The organism is Granulicatella seriolae (assembly GCF_024543085.1).
GTDB lineage: Bacteria > Bacillota > Bacilli > Lactobacillales > Aerococcaceae > Granulicatella > Granulicatella seriolae.
On sequence record NZ_JANHNZ010000002.1, the window covers coordinates 102,698 to 123,033 of the forward strand.

The following is a 20,336-nucleotide window of genomic DNA, read 5'->3' on the forward strand; positions in this document are numbered from 1 at the left end:
GCCTCCTAATAATTCACATCATTGGATAGGAATTTGAACTGTAATATGGAAATAATTCCAATAATAATAGCCAAAATCACACCCATCGCTGATGCTTTACCGTATTCTTGTAATGTTATTGCCGTTTCATAAACTAAATACATAATGGTGGACGTTGAGTAGTTTGGTCCACCCGCCGTCATCAATTGAATTAAAGCAAAGATTTGGAAACTATTAATAGTTGTTGTCACCACAATATAAAGAGTAGTTGGTTTTACTAAAGGTAGAATAATCTTTCTAAATAAAACCCAGTTGTTAGCTCCATCAATCGTAGCAGACTCCAATAACTCTGTAGGCACATTTCCCAAGGCTGCTATATACAAAATGATTGGTTGCCCTAAACTGGTCGTAATTAAGACAGCAATAATAGCATAAAGAGCTGTTGAGGAATCCCCTAACCAGGCAACATTTTTATCAATCACACCTACTGATTTTAGAACATAGTTTAAAATCCCAAAGTCAGGATTATAGATCCATAACCATACAACGGTGACAGATACCACTGATGAAATGGCTGGAATATAAAACACACCTCTAAAAAATGAACGAACAGCTGCATGCTTGTTGTAAATATTAATAGCAATAAACATAGCTAAAATCACAACAATCGGAACAGCTATGAAGGTAATGAGAATAGTATTTCCCATTGATTTTCGAAACACTTCATCTCCGATAAGATTGGTGTAATGTGTAATGCCATTAAAAATTTGTCTTCTGCCCCTGAATCTAAAAAATGATAAATAAATTCCTTTCACCATTGGATAAAGGACAAAGGTCAAAAAGAAAAACATGGCTGGTGCTAAGAATAAATACCCATAGTAATCAATTTTTCTTCTTTTTTTGAATCTAGACAGCTCCATGGTAAACTCCTTTTCATTAAAGTCAATTTATGATTTTCATTTTCATATCAAAGAATAAATTAAGGGAGATTCTAAAGAACAAGTCTCCTTCCTCTCCCTAATCGTTTAGTTTTTATTCTGCCGCTTCTTTAATCGTTTGATCAGCTTTTTCTACAAAACTATCTACTGCTTCTTTCGGATTTGTTTCGCCACTCATAACTGATTGTAACATTGGGAACCATAGTGGACGCATTTTTGCGTATCCAGCGATTGTGTTGTAGTAAGGACCAAATTGGCTACTTAATTCTTCTGCATAGACTAGTTCAGGATCATCATACAGACCTTTTTCACCAGTTTTAGCTGAGAAGTTACCAGTTGCTAATAACGTACGTTTACCCCAAACAGAATCATTGATCATAAAGTCAACAAATTTTTGTGAAGCTTCAACTTTTGCTTTGTCGCCATTTTCAAAGACAGCTGGTCCAGCTACTAGGAATTCAAACTTCGCTTTACCGTTCTCGTTTGGATAAGGCAAGAAACGAGCATTCATATTTTCACCTTGCATCTGTTGTACACGTAAGCCTGGTGATGAAAGGATTGTTAGAGCCGTTTTACCAGATTTAAAGTATTCTTGTCCATCTTTTGATTCAAGACCTTCCCCAGAACCTAGTAGTCCTTCAGGAGAAACTTTTTGAATCCATTCTAAGCCTTTAACACCATTTTCATCATTGATGGTATATTTTGAAATAGCATCATCAGTAATCCATGAGCCGTATAGGTTTGAAACGAAAGCACGTGGGCCTTGGTCTCCTGCTTGTGATTTAGCATATAGAAGAGTTGGAATCAAATCAGGATTTTTTTCTTTGACAGCTCTAAGGAAAGCTTCAAACTCTGTTGTTGTCCATGAACGACTTGGGTTGTCTGCTTTGTCCAAAGGTAGCATATCTGTAATTCCTAGTTGATCCGTTAGATTAGTATTTACAGCCATTAAGAATGGTGCAATTCCTTGTGGGTATAGGTAAAGGTCACTTTCAAAGCTTGATGCTTTTACTGCTGATGGATCCAACTTAGACGTGTCCACATCTGAAAATGGTGCCAAGTAGCCCTTGCTTGCCCAGTCGATAACACGTCCTGGCGCATCGTAAATAACGTCTGGATTTGTTTTAGATTGGATGGCTGTTTCTACTTTTGCAGGCCCATCTGTAAAGTCTAATTTTTGGTATTCTACTTTGATATTTGGGTTTGCCGCTTCAAACGCTGCGATTAAGGCTGCATCATAATCTTCAGATTTCGTAAATTCTTTGTCATTAGTGAAGTTAGGAAAGTTCCAATATTTAATAGTAACTTGTTCTTGTGTCTCTGTCTTGCTGCTTTCTCCCTCAGTTTTACTTGACTCGGCTGGTGTTGTATTCCCACATCCTGCTAAAACAGCTGTTAATGCTGCCGTAGCCATAAACCCTTTAAAAACCTTGTTCATTTCTTTTCCCCCTAAAGTTTTTTGATTGATGTCGCAAACGCTTACTCCATCTTTATAATCTTATCTTACCAAATCATTTTAGAAATGCAACCCTTTTCATAAAAATAATTTCTAAAATTTTGATTATGAAAATAAATTTCACTCTTCTCCATCCTTAACAATTGCATTGATGGTTTGGCTCATCATGTAGTGATACCCCTCTTCTTCCAGTAGCATGGTTGAAATGACATCCATTAAATAAACTATAGCAAATTGTGAATTCACAAAGCGTGTATCGTCCACAAAAAGACTATTATATACAGTCATAACATAGTCACTCAGTTTCGCTAAGGGACTTTCTGAAAAACTTGTAATGCAGGCAATTTTAGCACCTTTACTTTTTACAATCTTTAGTGCTTTAATAATATCTTGTGTCGTTCCAGACGTAGAAATCCCTAGAACAAGGTCATCCTTGGTGACCAATGTACTATTAATCAACATCATATGAGAATCGGTTACACAAGTTATATTCAGCCCCATCCGAATAAATCGTTGCTGTAATTCCAACCCAGTAATCCCAGAACTTCCTACGCCATAGATGAAAATTCGTTTCACTTTTTTAATTTCTTCAACAAATTTTTGGACGACTTCTGTATCAATATTTTTCTTGGTACGTTCTATCACCTTATCGTAGAATTGATAAACATCTTCATAGATATTTCCAGTTTCTCTAGATTGGGAATCTACTTGAGATGCACTAATTTTTATTTTCATATCTACAAAACTATCACAGGATATCTTTCGGCAAAAACGCGTGATTGTAGCACTTGAGGTTTGGGTCTTTTCAGCTAGTTTGGAGATATTGATATTTTTAATAGAGTTACTGTTTTGTAAAATATACATGGCTATCTGCTTTTCCTTGTTGGAGAAGCTAACATATTGTTTTTCGATTTGATCAAGTATATCCATCTAGTCATCTCCTTGCTTTTGGATAAAATGGTATAAGGCACCTAGCATTCCTGCAGCGTTTTTTTGTTGAGCAAAGCAAATTTGGCTTGTTAAAAACTGTGGATCTTCAATCTGTTGACGAAGTTCAGCTTCAATCAAAGGCTTTAACATCTCTTCTTGAGCCATAATTCCTCCACCTAACACAATCACTTGTGGATTAACCAAATAGATAATTGTGGTCAGTCCTGTAACAAGGTTTTTAACTAGTCTTTGAATGCCCTCTATTGATTGAGCATCTCCCTCTTTCGCTGCCTGAAAAATTTGGTAGCCATTCCAAGCACGGTCTCCGCTCAAGCCTTTTACTGCATTTATCTCTTGAACCAAATAAGTAGTTGAAGCGACATCTTGGAATTTCTTACCATTGACATTCATATAGCCAATCTCTCCAGCTGTATTGGAATATCCATGCCATAAATGTCCGCCACTCATGATAGCTCCACCAACACCTGTTCCGATAGTTAAACATACCATTGAGCTGCTCCCTTGGCCAGCTCCCTTCCAAAATTCTCCCAAGCAAGCACAATTCACATCATTTTCAACCTCACATGGAATATGGAAGTGTTCCTCAACATAAGCCTTAAGTTCCGTTCCTGTATAACCAGGAATTGTATAGCCTGCATATTGAATTCGACCTTGCTCCGTATCTACAACCCCTGCTGTCGAAATACAAACTCCCGAAATGATATGTTGCATCGATTTGTCTAAGATAATGGAGTGAAGAGTATCTAATATTTCAGTATTTCCAATGGTTTGTTGTGTTGCCACGTCATTCATAGAGCCAACCATTTGTCCATCTTCAGAAAAAATAGCAAACTTAATACTCGTTCCACCAATATCGATACACAAAAACTCTTTCATCTTCTTCACTCCTTTTACCTGAAGACCTAGACTAAGGTTCTATAAATTTCTTTTGCTCTTTCAATTTGTTCTACTGACGGTTTTTTCATTGGTTCTTTACAGTACCCAGCATCTACTCCTTCTTCTTGAAGGATGATTTTAATCGTGTTGTATAGCCCATTTGCTAGAATTGCCTCAATTAAGTCATTGGACTTGCTTTGTTCTAAGAAGGCTTGGTCTAAATCTCTTTTTTCAACAGCTTCCATGGTTGCCCGAGCTCTCTTGGCATTAACGTTAAAGGTTGAACCAATGGCACCGTCTACACCTAATGATAAGGCAGGTAGGAGCATTTCATCAAAGCCAGCATAGATTAGTTTGTCAGGGAAACGAGTTCTCATTCGTTCGAGCAGATAAAAATCAGCTGCTGTAAATTTGACACCTTTAATCTTTTCGTTTTCAAAAAGCTCTGCAAATTGGTCTACAGATAAAGATACCCCTGTTAAAAATGGGATGGAGTAAATAATCATATCTGTTTCTACACCTGCTAAAATGGTGTTGTAGTAGTTTTTCACTTCTTCAAAGTCAAACTTGTAGTAGTATGGGGTTACCGCAGAAATAGTCTTATACCCCAAATCAGTTACATACTTGGCCAACTCAACGGCTTCATGGAGGTCATTAGACCCTACTTGAGCAATTAAATCTACCGCTCCATTTGTTTCTTCAAAGGCTATCTTAAAGATTAGTTTTTTGCTGGCTGTATCTAGTAAAAAGTTTTCCCCTGTAGATCCCCCAACATAAAGTCCATCAACTTGGTTCACATCAATGTTAAAACGAATAATTTCTCTTAATCCTTTTTCGTTAATGTACCCCTCTTTATCAAATGATGTAAGTAATGCTGTATACAATTTTTTCATTTGCCACCTCTATCTAGATTTATTTGAACAAAATGCTATCGCTTACAAAAATAGAATAGCATATGAAATTTATTTTTTCAAGTACATTATTAAGAAATTCATTTTCTAATTGATTTATCAATAAGGGAGCTTGTCTAAAATACAAAAAAACTCCCTTGAGTGCCAATAAATATTAGATGATTTTTCTAATACTTAAGGACACTACAAGAGAGGTAGTACTGCCTTTTAAGTCATATTTTATTTTTCCACTATTACGGATTTTATTCATTGAAATTTTTAGCTATCAATATAGCTTACTTATTACCGTTTAAACAATACAAAACCTAACACTTACTCCAAGATTCGAACACCATCATTCCTACATTGTAATTCGATCGCTCTTTGATACTTTCATAAAAATTAACAGTGATACTACTGTGATTAAGGTCAGAATGGTTGATAAGGCTGCTGCTATACCATAATTTCCTCGCAAGACTTCTGTATATATCGCGATAGTCATTGTTCTTGTCTTAACGTTATATAATAAAATCGATGTTGATAACTCTGAAATCATGGTAATCCAAGAGAGAATAGCACCCGATACAATACCTGACATCATCATAGGTACAGTAATTTTTGTAAAGGTATTGATCCGACTGCTTCCCAAGCTTTCTGCCGCCTCATCAATACTTGGCGAAATCTGTTGCAAAGCAGCAACGGATGAACGAATAGTATAGGGCAATCTACGCACTGACAAGGATACAATCATAATAAAAGCCGTACCAGTAATGGCTAAAAATCCACTTCCTCCGATTCCTGAGTTAAATGCTGTGATAAACGCAATCCCCATAACCGTTCCAGGTACAATATAAGGAATCATGCTCATGCTATCAATCAAAGAGGTAAACATATTTCGTTTTCGAACAACTAAATAAGAAATCACTGTTGCAAAAACAACTACAATAATCAAGGCTAAAAGTGGAATACGAATAGTATTGATTATGGCTGATCCCATTCTGCTGAAAGCTTCTCTGTAACTATTCATGGAGTAACCAGGTACAAATACCATTCCAGATGTATTTAGGAAAGAAGTATAGATCAGATACAGTTGAGGTAATATAGCCAGAAATACAATTCCATAAACGAAAATATAAACACTTGTTTTCTTAAAGGATTTAATTTTCTTAGGTTCAATAGGATGCAGAGAATTCATGCTAAAACTATTTCTTTGTGCAATATATTTCTGAAACATGAAAATAGTCATGGCAATAATAATCGCAATAATTGCTAAGGCTGATGCAAAAGCAGAATTGCCTCCAACTTCACTGATGAATTCTGAATAGACCAGAACGGGGAAGGTTCGGTACCCTTCACCAATCAGCATAGGTGTACCAAAATCAGAAAATGCTCTCATAAATACTAATAAAGCAGCTGCTAATAATGTTGGCGTTAATAGAGGTAGGATAACCTTAAAAATACGATTCAATCCTCGTGACCCCATGCTCTCTGCTGCTTCTAACACAGAGTTATCAATACTACTCAAAGCACCAGAAACATATAAGAACACTAAAGGAAAGAGTTGTAAGGTAAAGACTAGTACAATTCCAGAAAATCCATAGATATCGATTTGTGGAAACCCTAATACGTTCACTAAAAATTTTGTTATTAAGCCATTTCTTCCCAGTAATAATATCCAAGAATATGCGCCAACAAAAGGTGCTGACATTGAAGCAATAATAATCAAAATCTGCAAAACTTTCTTTCCTTTGAATCGAAACATAGTGAAACAATACGCTACAGCTGTTCCCAAAACTAGCGAGGTGATTGTCGCTGTGATGGACACTTTAAAACTATTTAAAAGTGTATCCAAATAGTAGCTTCTAGAGAAAAATGTTGCAAAATTATCCAATGATAAACTACCATCACTAAATAAAGCCTGTCCTAAAATCGTGACAATAGGATAGATTAAAAAGATTAGATAGACTACAAATATAAACAATGAAGCACTTGTCCAGATATTAAATCGTTTGAATTTTTGAGCCATCTAATCCACCCCCAGCAAATTTTGCTTCCCATCAGCGGTAAACACATTAATTTTCTGGGTATTTATCGTTAGTTTGACCGTATCTCCTGATTTCAAGTCCTCTCCAAAGGTAGATTCCTCACTCACTTGAATGCGATCTGCGAAAGGAATTGACATAAAGTACTCTGTATTTAATCCTAAATAGACACTATCTATGATTGTAGCTTCAATTTCTCCTTCGTCACTTCGAATAAATTCTTCAGGCCTGATGCTTACTCTGATATCCTGCTCTGATAATGTATCTAGTTGTGGAAATGGAAGCTCATAGCCATTGCTGAATTGAATCACCGCACGATCTTGACGTTTTATTAGTTTGGCATTGATTAAATTGGTCCGTCCAATAAAAGTAGCTACAAATTCATTGCTAGGTCTATGATACAATTCTTTTGGTTTACCTATCTGTTGGATTTCACCTAAATTCATAACCGCAATTTGGTCTGAAATTGCCATAGCTTCTTCTTGATCATGAGTAACATACACTGTTGTAATTCCAACTTCACGCTGAATTTCTCGAATAGCTTGTCGCATATCTAACCGCAATTTGGCATCAAGATTACTTAATGGTTCGTCCATCAGTAACACATCAGGATTAATGGCCAAGGCTCTTGCCAGTGCTACCCGTTGCTGTTGTCCACCACTTAATTTATCTGGCTTTCTATCCTTAAATTGACTGATCTGCATCAACTCTAAAAACTTGTCTGTTTGTCTCTCGATCTCATCCTTTGGTAGTTTTCTTTGCTTTAACCCAAAGGCAACATTTTCACTCACTGTCAAATGGGGAAATATGGCATAGTTTTGAAAAACCATACCAATATTTCTTCTACTAGGATCCATATCGTTGATACGTTCAGATCCAAAATAGAAATCGCCACCTTCAATAGAATTAAAACCTGCAATCATTCTAAGCAAGGTTGTTTTCCCGCACCCTGATGGTCCTAGCAAGGTAAATAAAGAACCATCAGGAATTGTTACATTCAAATTCTCAATAACAGGAGTATCATTATATATCTTTTTAGCATTTCTAATACTAATCTCACTCATACTATTTTCCTCCTAGTTAGATTGACTATTGATAAAAATTTCATTGTAACGTTTCACAATATCATTTTTATGTTCAATAACATAGTCATAATCTTCTACGATGACCTTAATATCAGAGATATTTTTCATGTTCTCACTAGTAGTTGCGTCTGCTCTTACAGGTCGATTGGTAGTCATAGTTCCCAATGTATCTTGAACTTCTTTGGAAATAATGAAATCAATGAATTTCTTAGCATTTTCACTATTAGGTGCATCTTTTATGATTGCAGCACTAGCAGGTAGAAATACAGTACCCTCTTCAGGATAGATAATTTCAATATTAGCTCCATCATTTAATAATTTAACAGTTGGGTCTTCATATGATAATCCAACAGCCATCTCTCCATCAGCAACTGCTTTATAGACATTTGAAGAACTTGATGAAATTTTACCATTGATTAAGCCAAATAATTTTTGAACGTAAGTCCAAGCTGCTTCGTTATCGTAACCACCATTGGCCAATAGTATATTAGTCAATTGAGAGAAGGCACTGGAAGAATTGGCAGGATCTGCTGTTGCTATCTTCCCTTTCAATTCATCATTGATTAAATCTTGATACCCTTTAATATTCATTCCTTTAGTCAAATCTTTATTCACAATGATGACACTACCATCTAACGTATAAGGTGTAGAGTAACCAGTTGTGTTTCTGTATTCTTCTTGAACATTATCATTTTCAGTCGAAATATACTCTTGGAAAAGGTCGGCATTTTGTGCGTATTGCGTGTATGAGCCTCCAAAAATAATATCTGCTACAGGTGCTGATGATTCACTTTCGATTTTCTTAAATAATTCACCTGTTCCTGCTTGGATTAGATCAACCTTAATACCATACTTTTCCTCAAATGCTGGAATTGTTGCATTAATCAAACCTTCCGAATTCGGTGAATAAATAACCAATCGATCACTTGTTGGATTTCCTTCACTCGTTTGAGAATTTTGATTAGGATTAGAGCATGCTGCCAACATTAGTACCGAGAAACTAGCCATAACTGTTTTTATTAATTTATTTTTCATCTTCCATAACTCCCTATCTTTTTGATAGTTTCATTGTAATCCATGAAAGCGATTAATAAACTAGACTATTCTCTTAATTTTGAGTAATTTTCTCTTTAAACTCTGAAATGGTGTAGTGTGTATACTTGCGAAACACTTTACTAAAATAATTATAATCAGTGAACCCTACTTCATTGGCAATTTCATACACTCGTAGATTAGAGTCTTTTAGCAATAATATCATGGCTTGTTTGACCCTAAATCGATTAATATAGTCTGTAAGAGTTATCCCCAATTCATCTTTGATCTTTTTATAAAGGTTACTTTCACTAATGCCAAATTGATTGGCAATGGTAGGAATACTAATGGGTTCATGATAATGCTGATGAATGAATTGTATGACATCGGATATCACTAGGTCTGTTGACTTATTATATTGAATCTCTAAGTGGGGAAACTCTTCAAAAATATCGGGTTGATTAGGTATATCAAGACAAGCTCGATAGATACTTTCCCTTAAATCATTCTCATCAATCGGTTTTGATATAAAATCCATTACACCATATCTCATCGCTTTTTTAGCATTAGCAAAGTCATCATAACCCGATAAGATGATTTTTTTATAGTCTATATCTTGAGTTAATTCAAACATCTCAAATCCTGTTAGTTTTGGCATATTGATATCGCTAATAACAATATCTGGCTTTAGAGCTCGAATTAAGGCTGCACCTTGTTCACCATCTTCAGCCTCGCCAACTACAACAATATTCATTCCTCGATAATCAATACCATGAGCAACATAATTCCTAATGAGATGCTCATCTTCAACAACCACTAACTTATACATAACTACCCCTCCTCTACAACAAAACGAATACTACTAGTCTCACCCTGTCTACCAAATTCAATTGTTACTTGCTTAAAAACAGATTCCATTCTCCTAAAACTATTAATAATGCCGTGCTCAGTATTTTGAGTTCTTAAATAGTGTTGAATATTGTCAATAAATTCATCATCAAATCCCGGTCCATTATCCCCAATTTCAAAGATTATTTGATGGGATTGTCTAAAAACTCGAATACTAAGCGTCAAGTCACTTCTCATTTTCATGCCGTATTTTAGTGAGTTCTCAATCAGTGGTAATAAGTTTAATCGGGGTATAATTAGATTTTCAAGGGATTCTTCAACATAGATTGAATAAGTAAATTTATCAAATCGAATTTGATTGACCTCTAGATAGTCTTTGATTATTTCCATATCTTCACACAGTCTTGCTGTAGCCATATCCTGGTTAATGCTATAACGAAGTACACGATTCAATGCCAGTATTAAATATTCTGCTTTCTTAGGATTGATATGCACCAATATCTTTACTGCCTCTAAGGAATTATATAAAAAATGTGGATTAAACTGAGCCTCTAACATTTTTCTCTCAGCTATTACTTTTTCTTCTTCTAAACGAACCATTGTCTTATAAATCGACTCTACCGTATCCATCATCATATTAATTCTAGTTGCTAAATAGGCAAATTCATCTGCCCCGGATTGATCAAGTCGAGTTTTATATCCTTTAATAACCAACTCCGTCTCATGAACTAATATGCCGACAGAAGAGCTGCTTAATTGAGCAATATTCCTTGATAAAAGAGTAAAGTGAATCAATAACACTACAGCAATAAAAAACAAAGCTACTCCCATAAATATGACTAGCGTCAACCAATTAATAATGATGACATTAGCATGTAAGGTTAATTTTGGAGTTAATTCTCTCGACATGGTCACATAAATATCTCCATTACGAACCATAATAAATTGTTGAAAATCATCCTGATTAAACTTCATCAGACTTCCTTTTAATTCAGTATCACCCGTATAGGCGTAGACATTATCAAACTCATCTACAATTGCATATTTAGTGGCTTCCAATTTAAGGTTTGCCACAAAATCATTCCCATTAATTAGTAAAAAACTATGTCCTAAAGCTTGATTATTTTCCACAATAGGTCTGGATAATAACAAATATGCGTAGGTATTCTGTCCACGAAAAATTCTCATGCTCGGTGCAGTTGGTGAATTTTCAATAACAGCCCTAAAATAATTTATATTCATTGTCGTCTCTTGTGCATTGCTATCAGAGGAAAAAACTAAATCATTTTGGTCATCTAATAACAGCAAAGTAGCTCTTGGTGTTAATTGATTATTCGTTTCATAAAATGCACTATATAATTGTCTAGTATTTTTATCTTGCATATAAGTGGGGATAATATCGGCATTCAACTCATCAAGCACTTGAAACCCTTCATCATATAATTGTTGAAATTCATCTTCAATTAAATTCATATCTTTCTGAAGTTGATAATATTTTGTAGAGAACAATAACACTAGCACCAGAACAAAAAAGATACTAATAATCATAACTGTTGACCATTTGAAACTTTTGAATATCTCCTTGATTAATTTTTGCTTAAATGTCATATCTTTTCTCCAATTCATGTAAGTTATTATCCATCAATCATCACTTTTACATCAGTAATCTATGTCACTAGAAGAACATCGTCTAGGATGAAAATTAATTCCATCTTAGACGATGTTCTTGAGACTTGCAAGATAAACCATTATTGATGCACTACTTCGTTTTGTTACTACCTCTTAAACTTCATATAGTAATTCTTTATATTTGAAATTATCCTGATGATTCGACAACTAGGAAATTCTTAGAAATTGGTGATACTTATATTGGCCATACTATCTAATAACATGTATTTTCAGCTCACAAAAAAAGAGACTCCAACTCATCTTTCGGGCATAGAATTGTTCAGCATAGCTGACGCACAGTGGTTATTTTGGCTTTAGCCGATGTACAACAACCCACGTAGACAGCCAGTCGTGAGACCAAGGTTCACGGCACTGCCATCGTTCTTATTTCCGAAAGATATGTTGGAGTCTTGACTAGCTTAAACACAAGGAAGCTTTTTACCTAATTTCCTATATAGACAGCTATTGCTTAAGACAACTTCTCCCATTTAGCATTCATCTGACAGAAGCGTTGCTCAGCATCTTTTATGGTGTGGCTGGTTTCCACTAAGCCAGTCGCATCCTCACTACTTACTTCAGCCAAACTGGTTACCTGACTTCCTGGTCTAACTTCTTTTTCATATTTAACGGTTAGACGCATTAGGCGATGCTTTTGTAGAAAGTCCATCCCTAGTGTATCAAGTACCCAATCAAAGTAGCGCGTATTGTTAACATGACCATTATAATCAATATCCAAGACTCGTACGGAGTAATCTTTTTCCATTTGTGGCTCTTGGATTTCTCTTAGCTTAGTTGAACGTCTAATTTCTTTTGAATCACCAATGCCATAACAATTCAAAACTTCTAAATCTACCGGAACCATCTTGCGTTTTGACAAATCAATCATTGAAAAAGTCGCAATAGTTTCTGCAATCTTTTCTTCATTTTCATCAAAAATAGTGTATCTACGATAGGTAAAGAACTTGTTGTAACTCAAGGGTTCTGTTTCGATGGTGATGACCTCTTCGTATTTAGGAAAGCGAATGATATCAATCTGGTTTTGAATGATAACCCAAGCCAGACCTTTTGTTTCATGGACATTAGGAATTCCTAGAATGCGTTCTTGTTCTCTGGAAGCAATCATGGTCATGGCAATTAACATGGGTAAACTAGCCCTTCCTGAAAAATCACATTCGTAAGCTAGAACTTTATGAGTGATGTGAAAAACATTAGACATATAACCCCTCCTTATTTCGGTTTATTGATGATCAATTGTTGGCGATCCGTATAGAAAGATTTGTAGGTTAGATAGGTGGAAATGTAAGAAGCAATAGCAGTCGTGCCAATCAGCATCATCATAACCATAATCTGATACATAACCGCTTTTGTTGGTTCGATGCCAGCAAATATTAAGCCTGACATCATACCTGGCAATGAAACTAGCCCAACTGTTTTTGTAGTATCTAGGGTTGGCTGCATGCCTGCTTTTATGGCGTCCTGCATAATGCTCAAAGAAGCTTGCCGACTGTTGGCCCCTAAAGCTAATTTCTCTTGAACTTGTTGAGACTGGTCTCTAAACAAAGACATTAGATTGCGATAGTTCAAACCAATATTGGTCATGGCGTTCCCAGCTATCATACCAGTAATTGGAACAACTTGTCCTGGAGTTAAGACGATTGAGCCTGTCGCCAACAAGATAATTAGGGTTATGGCTGTTGCTGTAAAAATAGAAATAAAGGCATTTCGAAAAGCATTTTTCAGCCCGTTTCCACGCTTACCAGCATTCCATGATGCATTAAAGATAATAATAAGCACCAAGGCCAATGTGACAATGGCATTATTGAGGTCGAATATATAGGTTAGTACATAACCAACAACCAATAATTGAATAATTGCCCGACCAATACTAATAATAATTTCTTTGCTGGTTCCTAACTTCTCCTTATAAGAAATCCAGATAGCAATCAATAATATACTTGCTGTTAATACTAGCGTCTGTGGAGAAATAGCTAAATTCATACTAAACCACCTGCCTGACTGATTTGACCTTTATCAATATAGATTTCTTTGTTGGCTAACTTAACCTCTTCGGGATTGTGGCTGACCATGACGATAGTTGTTGAACTATTGGTACGGATATACTTAATCCAATCCCAAATGGTCTGCCTTGACTCTTGATCTAGTGCACTAGTGATTTCATCCAACAATAAGACTTGTGGCGGGATCATCATAGAACGGATTAAGGCAACACGTTGCTTCTCTCCACCAGACAAGGTTTGAATCGACTTATCCAGATAATTCTTTGGCAATGAAACCAGCTCTAATAACTCAATCGCTCTTTTTTCATCAAATGCTTGCTGACGAATGTCATAGGGAAAAGCTAGATTATCTCGCACGGTTTCCCCAAATAGCTGAGCCGTTTGAAAACAATACGAAACTTCTTTCCGGTACTCAGGTGGGTCTAACTGGTCAAGTGGCTTTTGTTTATAATAAATTGTACCACTTGTCGGTTCCAAAAGACTTGCAATCACTTTTAATAAGGTGCTTTTACCACTTCCAGAAGGCCCTGCTACAGCAAGAAATTCTCCTTCTGCTATGGAAAGATTAATCTCTTTTAGAATTTGATTTCCTTCATCTTCAAATGACATCTGGTCAATTTTTATTAATTCTGTCATATTCTTAAGTCACCTACTTACCATTGTTTTTTTACTTTTCTTAAAGAATCTTGTGAAAACTAAAAAGGGACTTATTTCCCAGTCCCATTTTCAGCCTTATTCTCTTATTATACCACCCAAGCTAGAATTGCAAAAAAGATTGCTACTGCGACATGCGTCCATAGATGAAGTGACATGTAGCCATAAAACTCTCGAATATACTTAGCAAAAATATAGCCAAAAATACCATGGTTATCCGACTTGGCTCCAGCACCATTAGCATCTAACTGGATATCTTTAGCCACCAAAGCAGAGCGGAAGATATGGTAATCACTAGTAACAAACACTCCAGAACCATCAACAGATAAGTCTTCTAGAATATTTTTTGAAAACCGTAAATTCTCTCGAGTATCTAAGGATTGGTTTTCCTCAATGATTAATTCTGCCGGTATCCCACCTTCAACCAGATAAGCTTTCATGACAGAAGACTCACTACTATAGGCTTGGTCCGTTTGTCCTCCACTAACAATAATAATTGGGGTACGGTTGGCATCCTCAAAAATTTCAAAAGCTCTATCTAATCGATTTCTCAACGATAAGCTCAGTTGATTATCTACTAATTTCTCCCCTAGAACGATAATAAAGTTGGGGTACTCAACCCGCAACAAAGCTGTATAGAGTTGCGAATAGAGCAGGAAGCTAGTTGCTTGAAAAGCTAGGTACATAAATAATAGCGATAAAAAGAAATTTAATTTTCCAACGAGTGGGTTAGCGGCTAGAGGACTGAAGTAAGTAATAAAGAAAATAATCAATAAACAAGCCAAACTCCCCATTGCCAAAAATTGTGATGTAAATCGATTCCATCCAGTAGCATTATTTTTGACAACATAGCCTCTAATATAAGAAAAAATTAAATTTGAAAAGACAATCCAAAATACAATTGCATAGGAAATACCAACAAAAATTGTGATTATTTGCTGAAAATTTAAATTAGACACCATTAATAGTGATACTGCCCCAGCTATGGCACTAGCTAGCCATAATTGGCCGATGACAACTTGTCTCTTATCAATCCCATATTGCAGTAGTCCTATTAGCAAGAAAACGACTTCTAAAAGAACAAACATAAACATCCCAAAATTCACCTCACTAATTTATTCAATTTCTACCCCATCATTGACCTGATAAACGTTCTTGACCATCCGTATCCATGACAGAAACTAGCTGCCCATTAGAATACAATCCAATATAATCCAACGGCAGATGAATCATAGGATAAATTTCTGGATGATCTCGCAAAACTTTATAGGCTTGAAATCCTTCTAAAGGTTGTGTTTCAACCGTTTGATCCACTGGCGCTACAAACCAAGTATCCTCATGGTAGCGATGCACATAGAACTCTGGTTGTGTGAAGGCATTATTGGTTAAGATAACATTATCTTTAAAGGTAAAGTTTGATAACTGACCAATTGTCTTTGTCTGCTTAGCCAAGGCAAAAGTTTGTGCAATAATGGATAGAAAATACGTTAAATCCTCAGTAAAGTGTTCCTCTGGTTCGCCTGCGAGGTCTGGAACAACAACTTGAAAGCCAGTCTCCAATGGTTTAAATGCAACAAAGGCATAGTGGAACTCTACAATGGACTTATCCGTGATAGTATCCAGTGAATCTTCTACAAAATCTAAAACCGTATTGGCTTCCTTTTCAAATGCTTGATCTGCTTGTAAATATATTTCTTGCTCCCCAATGGTCCTTTTATATACTTTTAGCATTTGTCCAGCTCCTTTTTTATCTATATGTGTTTATCTCAAATATAGTTCTCTATCTTTACAGTTTACCTTATTTATCACGAGATTACTCACAAAAAGGTAAAAAATAGTGATTTTTTTTGAATTCTTTCTATATATGGTATACTCCATGTAACTAGTGGCATCACTTACTTCAAACAAACAGGAAAGGAAGACTTATCTCATGCCCGATTTGACACCGTTAGCCAAATTCTATAAAAAAACTAGACAGGAAAGAATAGACACACTTGAACAGGCTGAATGGATTAGTGAAGCTCAAGCTCGTATCCTAAGAGAATCACTAGGTTTGAGCGACAATACAGCCAGTCACATGATAGAAAACCAACTCAGTCTCTATCAAATTCCTTATGGTATCGCCCTAAACTTTGTTATCAATGGAAAGCCCTATCTTATCCCCATGGCAACAGAAGAACCTTCTGTTATAGCAGCCGCTAGCAATGCTGCAAAACTAGTATCGCTTTCTAACCCAGATGGTTTTGTAACAGAAAGCTTAGACCGCCAAATGGTTGGACAAATTGCACTAACTAATGTCACTGAGCCCGACCTAGCCATGCTAAAGGTTCAGAAAAAAGAAGAAGAACTCCTCACCATAGCTAACCTTGCCCACCCCTCCATAGTCAAACGTGGTGGTGGTGCAACATCTATCCAAGTGAAATGGATTCCAGCAAACGAAAGTAATCCCGATTCATTTTTAGTTGTCTATCTTACGGTTGATACCAAGGAAGCTATGGGAGCCAATATGCTCAATACCATGCTAGAAAGTCTAGTTGCTCCTCTTGAAGCATTGATAGGTGGTCAACGACTAATGGCTATTCTTTCCAATTATGCTAGTCAAAGTTTAGTTAGAGCGACTTGTGTCGTAAAGCCGCAAATCTTAGCAAGTGTTACTTATTCCGGAGAATTGGTCCGTGACAAGATTATTAGTGCCAGCAATTTTGCTAGAGCGGATATTTACCGGGCAACGACTCACAATAAAGGCATCATGAACGGCATCGATGCCCTGGTTTTGGCTAGTGGAAACGATTGGCGTGCCATCGAAGCAGGAGCCCACGCCTACGCCAGCCAAAGCGGCAGCTACCAACCTCTTGCTACTTGGTCCAAGGATGAAGATGGTAATCTAGTTGGTGAGATTGTTCTACCTATGCCGGTTGGAACGGTTGGCGGCTCTATTGCCATTCACCCAATGGCCCAACTAAGTCATCAACTGTTGGGCAGCCCCCAAGCTAAAGAACTAGCACAAATCATTGGGGCACTCGGATTGGCTCAAAACTTAGCCGCTTTGAAAGCCCTGGTAACTGTCGGTATCCAAAAAGGGCATATGAGTCTACAAGCCAAATCCCTATTAATCGCTTGTGGTGCAACTGATGAGGAAATCGAGCCACTAACCGAAGCTCTGCTCAAAGAACCACACCTCAATCAAGAAACAGCTATGACGCTGTTAAAGGCTTATCGAGGATAAAAATAGTATAAGGCAAAAAGTCTGTATTATTATAAAACAAAAGACTTTCCGTAAACTATATTAGAAATAAAAATGGTGGTACCGGATCTGGACAAAAAGTCCAATGGTAACCAAATAAAAGAGTTCCCCAGAAATCTATCAGAAATGGGAACGGTGGCTTTCTTATAACCAAGGTGCCCCTTGGTCTCGCCGGCTTAGCTGTCTACGTGGCTGTAAGGGGTTAAGCAAAAAGTCTATAATGACTAATATCTATTTTATTAAAGCACAAAAGAGTTTTGCGAAAATCTTACCAGAAATAACGGTGTAAAGCATAGCTGGCGTACAGTGGACGTTTCGGCTTTAGCCGATTACAGCCACGTAGACAGCTAAGCCGTGAGACCAAGGCTCACGGCGGTGCCACCGTTCTCATTTCTGGTAAGATTTTCGCAAAACTCTTTTGTTTAAATAGCAGCAGGGATTTTTTAGTCAGCCCTACTGGCCAAAGAAATTATCTAAAATAGCTCGAGCTTGTTCAACAGTTTGGGTTCCACCAGTCACCGAATATACGCCATTGCTATACATGACCAGAGCTGGTACACCACTAATACCTGTTGAAGTAATATAGTTCCCTAAAACAGGGTTAGAACCTGAGCCTTCTGAATTAAGGTAATAGATTTCCACACCTTTTTCTTTAACAGCTTGCGCCATTAAAGGTGCAAAATTTGCACAATGAGGACAAGATTCCCGTCCAACATAAACTAAAAACTTTTCTTGAGCCTTATTTTTTTCTTCAATTTGAGCCACTGTGATCGTCTTAAAATTCCCTATAGCAGCTTGATAACTACTTTTTGAAAAAAATGTTAAATACCCTGCTATAGCCACAACAAATACTATTAATCCTACTACTACTTTATTAAACTTCATATTGCCTCCTGAGTCATTACTAAGTTTCGTTTAGAAAAAATCTATCCCTACACAAACTAGACTGAAACTTTTTTTGTTTTTGCCTGTGCTAGCAGTGATAGAAACTTCTTATATTCACCGTATTGCCATTTGGCATTCATCTTTCTATGAGGAATAGTCAAATGATACGTGTTTTCTTCATGAACAAAGTCTAGCTTCAAACTAAAGAAACCATCCTTGTAAGTCAAATTCTTAACAAAAAAGAAAGGGATTACTTGAGGAACTTTAGGAGTTAATGATTCTTTGTCCATTTGTGGAAAAAAGACAAACCCCTCATCTAGAAGAAGGTAGCAAACAATATCCTCTTGCGAATCTTCTTTGGTAAGCTGTGCTAATACCTTGCTATATTCCCCTTTATCTTTTAACCTAAAATTTTCTAATTCTTTCTCAATCTCTATCTCACGATTCATAGATTTTCTCCTAGCTTTTGATCAAACTAGTCCTTTTGTTACAATGACTATCTATTTGACCCTTTTCTCTTACTATTCCTTGGACTAGGTCTTGACGATTTTCTTGATGATTTTGCCTGAACTTGTTTTTTACCGCTATCAGGTCTTTTTGATGATTTTGTTTTTAGCGAGTTGATTTTTGCATCCTTAGGCAACTCTTCAACCAAACTGCCACCATAAACGAAGACTTCCTTTAAGCTGGCACCATCTGGCAATAATTTTCTCAAGTCACGCGCATCTCTTTCACCAATCAACGATAAAACTAGCCCAGACTTACCCATTCTACCTGTTCTACCAGCCCTATGAGTATAAACTTCCTTGCTTTCTGGCAAATCAAATTGAATAACTGCCGGTAAGTCTTCCAAATCCAACCCTCTAGAAGCCAAATCTGTCGTTAACAAATAGGTAACTTTTCCTGTTTTAAAATCGTTCAAGGCTTGTCTACGTTGTTCCTTATTGGCCTGACTATGAAGCAAGGCAACAGGAATATGGTGATAGTCTAACTTGTCAGCTAAAATGGCAGCATCTGCAATAGCGTTAACAAAGACCAAGGCTTGCATACCATCAACATGAGCCAAACGCCTTAAAAGGTCATCTCTCTTACGAACAGGTCCGACTAAATAGGTATGTTTCACATTGCCAATAGACCTTTTGGCTTCCTCTGTCATATCAAACCATTTGGCAGCGGTATTGAACCACTTATTAATGTCTTTGAGTGGTTCATTTTCCGTAGCAGAAAAGAAGGCCAATTGGCGTTGGGATGGGCATTTTTTAATTAATTCTCTAGTTGTAGAAAGCTGATCAACTTGTAAAAGATGGTCTGCTTCATCTAAGACGACCGTACGGATCTGATGGAACTTAATTTTTTTGGTCTTGCCTAGTTCCAGAATCCTACCCGTTGTTCCTACCAGAATTTGAGGTTTTTGCTTCAACTGTTCCAGTTGGCGCTTCTGATTAGCACCACCAATAATCACCTGCACTCTTAGGTCTTTGAGAGCCGCCCATTCACTAGCAACTTGTCCAATTTGTTGTGCTAACTCTTGGCTTGGAGCTAGAATCATGACTTGTAATTCAGGTATAGCTTCGACTTTATCTAACAAAGGCAAGAGATAAGCCAAGGTCTTTCCAGTCCCAGTTGGAGAGATGCCTACCAAATCCTCTCCTGCTTGTAAAGGTGCAAAAGTAGCTGCTTGAATAGGCGTCGTTTCAGTAAAGCCTTTGTCTTGCCAATGTTGTTCAAAAGCTGTTGTTTTAAATGTGTTTTCCCTTATCTCTGTCATG

19 protein-coding genes are annotated in these 20,336 nt (G+C 36.7%); 1 reads left to right on the forward strand and 18 read right to left on the reverse strand.

Translation table 11 applies throughout. From position 1 onward, the window contains the following. Positions 1-5: 5 nt before the first annotated feature. From NPA36_RS02725 to NPA36_RS02795, 15 genes are all read right to left on the reverse strand, one after another. Entirely contained in the window at positions 6-899 is an 894-nt protein-coding gene (locus tag NPA36_RS02725; RefSeq protein WP_256944570.1) for a carbohydrate ABC transporter permease, read from the reverse strand. 112 nt (positions 900-1,011) lie between these two features. Then, positions 1,012-2,355 carry an ABC transporter substrate-binding protein gene (locus NPA36_RS02730; protein WP_256944571.1) on the reverse strand — a complete coding sequence of 448 codons (1,344 nt, stop codon included), beginning with the start codon at positions 2,353-2,355 and terminating at the stop codon, positions 1,012-1,014. Positions 2,356-2,493: 138 nt separating this feature from the next. Next, positions 2,494-3,303: a MurR/RpiR family transcriptional regulator gene (locus tag NPA36_RS02735; RefSeq protein ID WP_256944572.1), complete on the reverse strand. Its 810-nt coding sequence runs from the start codon at positions 3,301-3,303 to the stop codon at positions 2,494-2,496. Further along, on the reverse strand, positions 3,304-4,200 hold the full coding sequence (locus tag NPA36_RS02740; RefSeq protein WP_256944573.1) for an ROK family protein: 897 nt from the start codon (positions 4,198-4,200) through the stop codon (positions 3,304-3,306). Positions 4,201-4,226: 26 nt separating this feature from the next. Continuing rightward, on the reverse strand, positions 4,227-5,093 hold the full coding sequence (locus NPA36_RS02745; protein ID WP_256944574.1) for an N-acetylneuraminate lyase: 867 nt from the start codon (positions 5,091-5,093) through the stop codon (positions 4,227-4,229). Positions 5,094-5,451: 358 nt separating this feature from the next. Beyond that, positions 5,452-7,116: an ABC transporter permease gene (locus NPA36_RS02750; protein WP_256944575.1), complete on the reverse strand. Its 1,665-nt coding sequence runs from the start codon at positions 7,114-7,116 to the stop codon at positions 5,452-5,454. After that, positions 7,117-8,196 (reverse strand): ABC transporter ATP-binding protein, encoded by a 1,080-nt coding sequence (locus NPA36_RS02755; RefSeq protein WP_256944576.1) that lies wholly within the window; start codon positions 8,194-8,196, stop codon positions 7,117-7,119. It lies immediately after the preceding gene. A gap of 12 nt (positions 8,197-8,208) precedes the next feature. Further along, entirely contained in the window at positions 8,209-9,252 is a 1,044-nt protein-coding gene (locus NPA36_RS02760; RefSeq protein WP_256944577.1) for an ABC transporter substrate-binding protein, read from the reverse strand. A gap of 73 nt (positions 9,253-9,325) precedes the next feature. Further along, on the reverse strand, positions 9,326-10,078 hold the full coding sequence (locus NPA36_RS02765) for a response regulator transcription factor (protein ID WP_256944578.1): 753 nt from the start codon (positions 10,076-10,078) through the stop codon (positions 9,326-9,328). 2 nt (positions 10,079-10,080) lie between these two features. After that, on the reverse strand, positions 10,081-11,706 hold the full coding sequence (locus tag NPA36_RS02770; protein WP_256944579.1) for a sensor histidine kinase: 1,626 nt from the start codon (positions 11,704-11,706) through the stop codon (positions 10,081-10,083). A 529-nt stretch (positions 11,707-12,235) separates the two neighbouring features. Next, positions 12,236-12,982, reverse strand: coding sequence for an acyl-[acyl-carrier-protein] thioesterase (locus NPA36_RS02775; protein WP_256944580.1), 747 nt, complete (start codon positions 12,980-12,982; stop codon positions 12,236-12,238). 11 nt (positions 12,983-12,993) lie between these two features. Further along, positions 12,994-13,764 (reverse strand): ABC transporter permease, encoded by a 771-nt coding sequence (locus NPA36_RS02780; protein ID WP_256944581.1) that lies wholly within the window; start codon positions 13,762-13,764, stop codon positions 12,994-12,996. Beyond that, positions 13,761-14,420, reverse strand: a complete 660-nt coding sequence (locus tag NPA36_RS02785; RefSeq protein WP_256944582.1) for an ABC transporter ATP-binding protein — start codon at positions 14,418-14,420, stop codon at positions 13,761-13,763. Before NPA36_RS02785 ends, NPA36_RS02780 begins: the two co-directional genes overlap by 4 nt. 107 nt (positions 14,421-14,527) lie before the next feature. Next, positions 14,528-15,532, reverse strand: a complete 1,005-nt coding sequence (locus NPA36_RS02790) for a YdcF family protein (protein WP_256944583.1) — start codon at positions 15,530-15,532, stop codon at positions 14,528-14,530. Positions 15,533-15,572: 40 nt separating this feature from the next. Then, the gene (locus tag NPA36_RS02795) at positions 15,573-16,169 is read right to left on the reverse strand and encodes a hypothetical protein (protein ID WP_256944584.1); all 597 of its coding nucleotides are present in this window, start codon (positions 16,167-16,169) and stop codon (positions 15,573-15,575) included. Between the two features lie 199 nt (positions 16,170-16,368). Between NPA36_RS02795 and NPA36_RS02800 the strand changes: the two genes are divergently transcribed. Further along, positions 16,369-17,664, forward strand: coding sequence for a hydroxymethylglutaryl-CoA reductase, degradative (locus NPA36_RS02800; RefSeq protein WP_256944585.1), 1,296 nt, complete (start codon positions 16,369-16,371; stop codon positions 17,662-17,664). 471 nt (positions 17,665-18,135) lie between these two features. On the opposite strand, the gene NPA36_RS02805 is transcribed toward NPA36_RS02800, so the two are convergent. The 3 genes from NPA36_RS02805 to NPA36_RS02815 are packed head-to-tail and all read right to left on the reverse strand — an operon-like array spanning position 18,136 to position 20,335. Beyond that, positions 18,136-18,567 carry a thioredoxin domain-containing protein gene (locus NPA36_RS02805; RefSeq protein ID WP_256944586.1) on the reverse strand — a complete coding sequence of 144 codons (432 nt, stop codon included), beginning with the start codon at positions 18,565-18,567 and terminating at the stop codon, positions 18,136-18,138. Between the two features lie 56 nt (positions 18,568-18,623). Beyond that, positions 18,624-19,016: a hypothetical protein gene (locus NPA36_RS02810; protein WP_256944587.1), complete on the reverse strand. Its 393-nt coding sequence runs from the start codon at positions 19,014-19,016 to the stop codon at positions 18,624-18,626. Positions 19,017-19,063: 47 nt separating this feature from the next. After that, positions 19,064-20,335 carry a DEAD/DEAH box helicase gene (locus NPA36_RS02815; RefSeq protein ID WP_256944588.1) on the reverse strand — a complete coding sequence of 424 codons (1,272 nt, stop codon included), beginning with the start codon at positions 20,333-20,335 and terminating at the stop codon, positions 19,064-19,066. Between the last annotated feature and the right edge of the window lies 1 nt (position 20,336).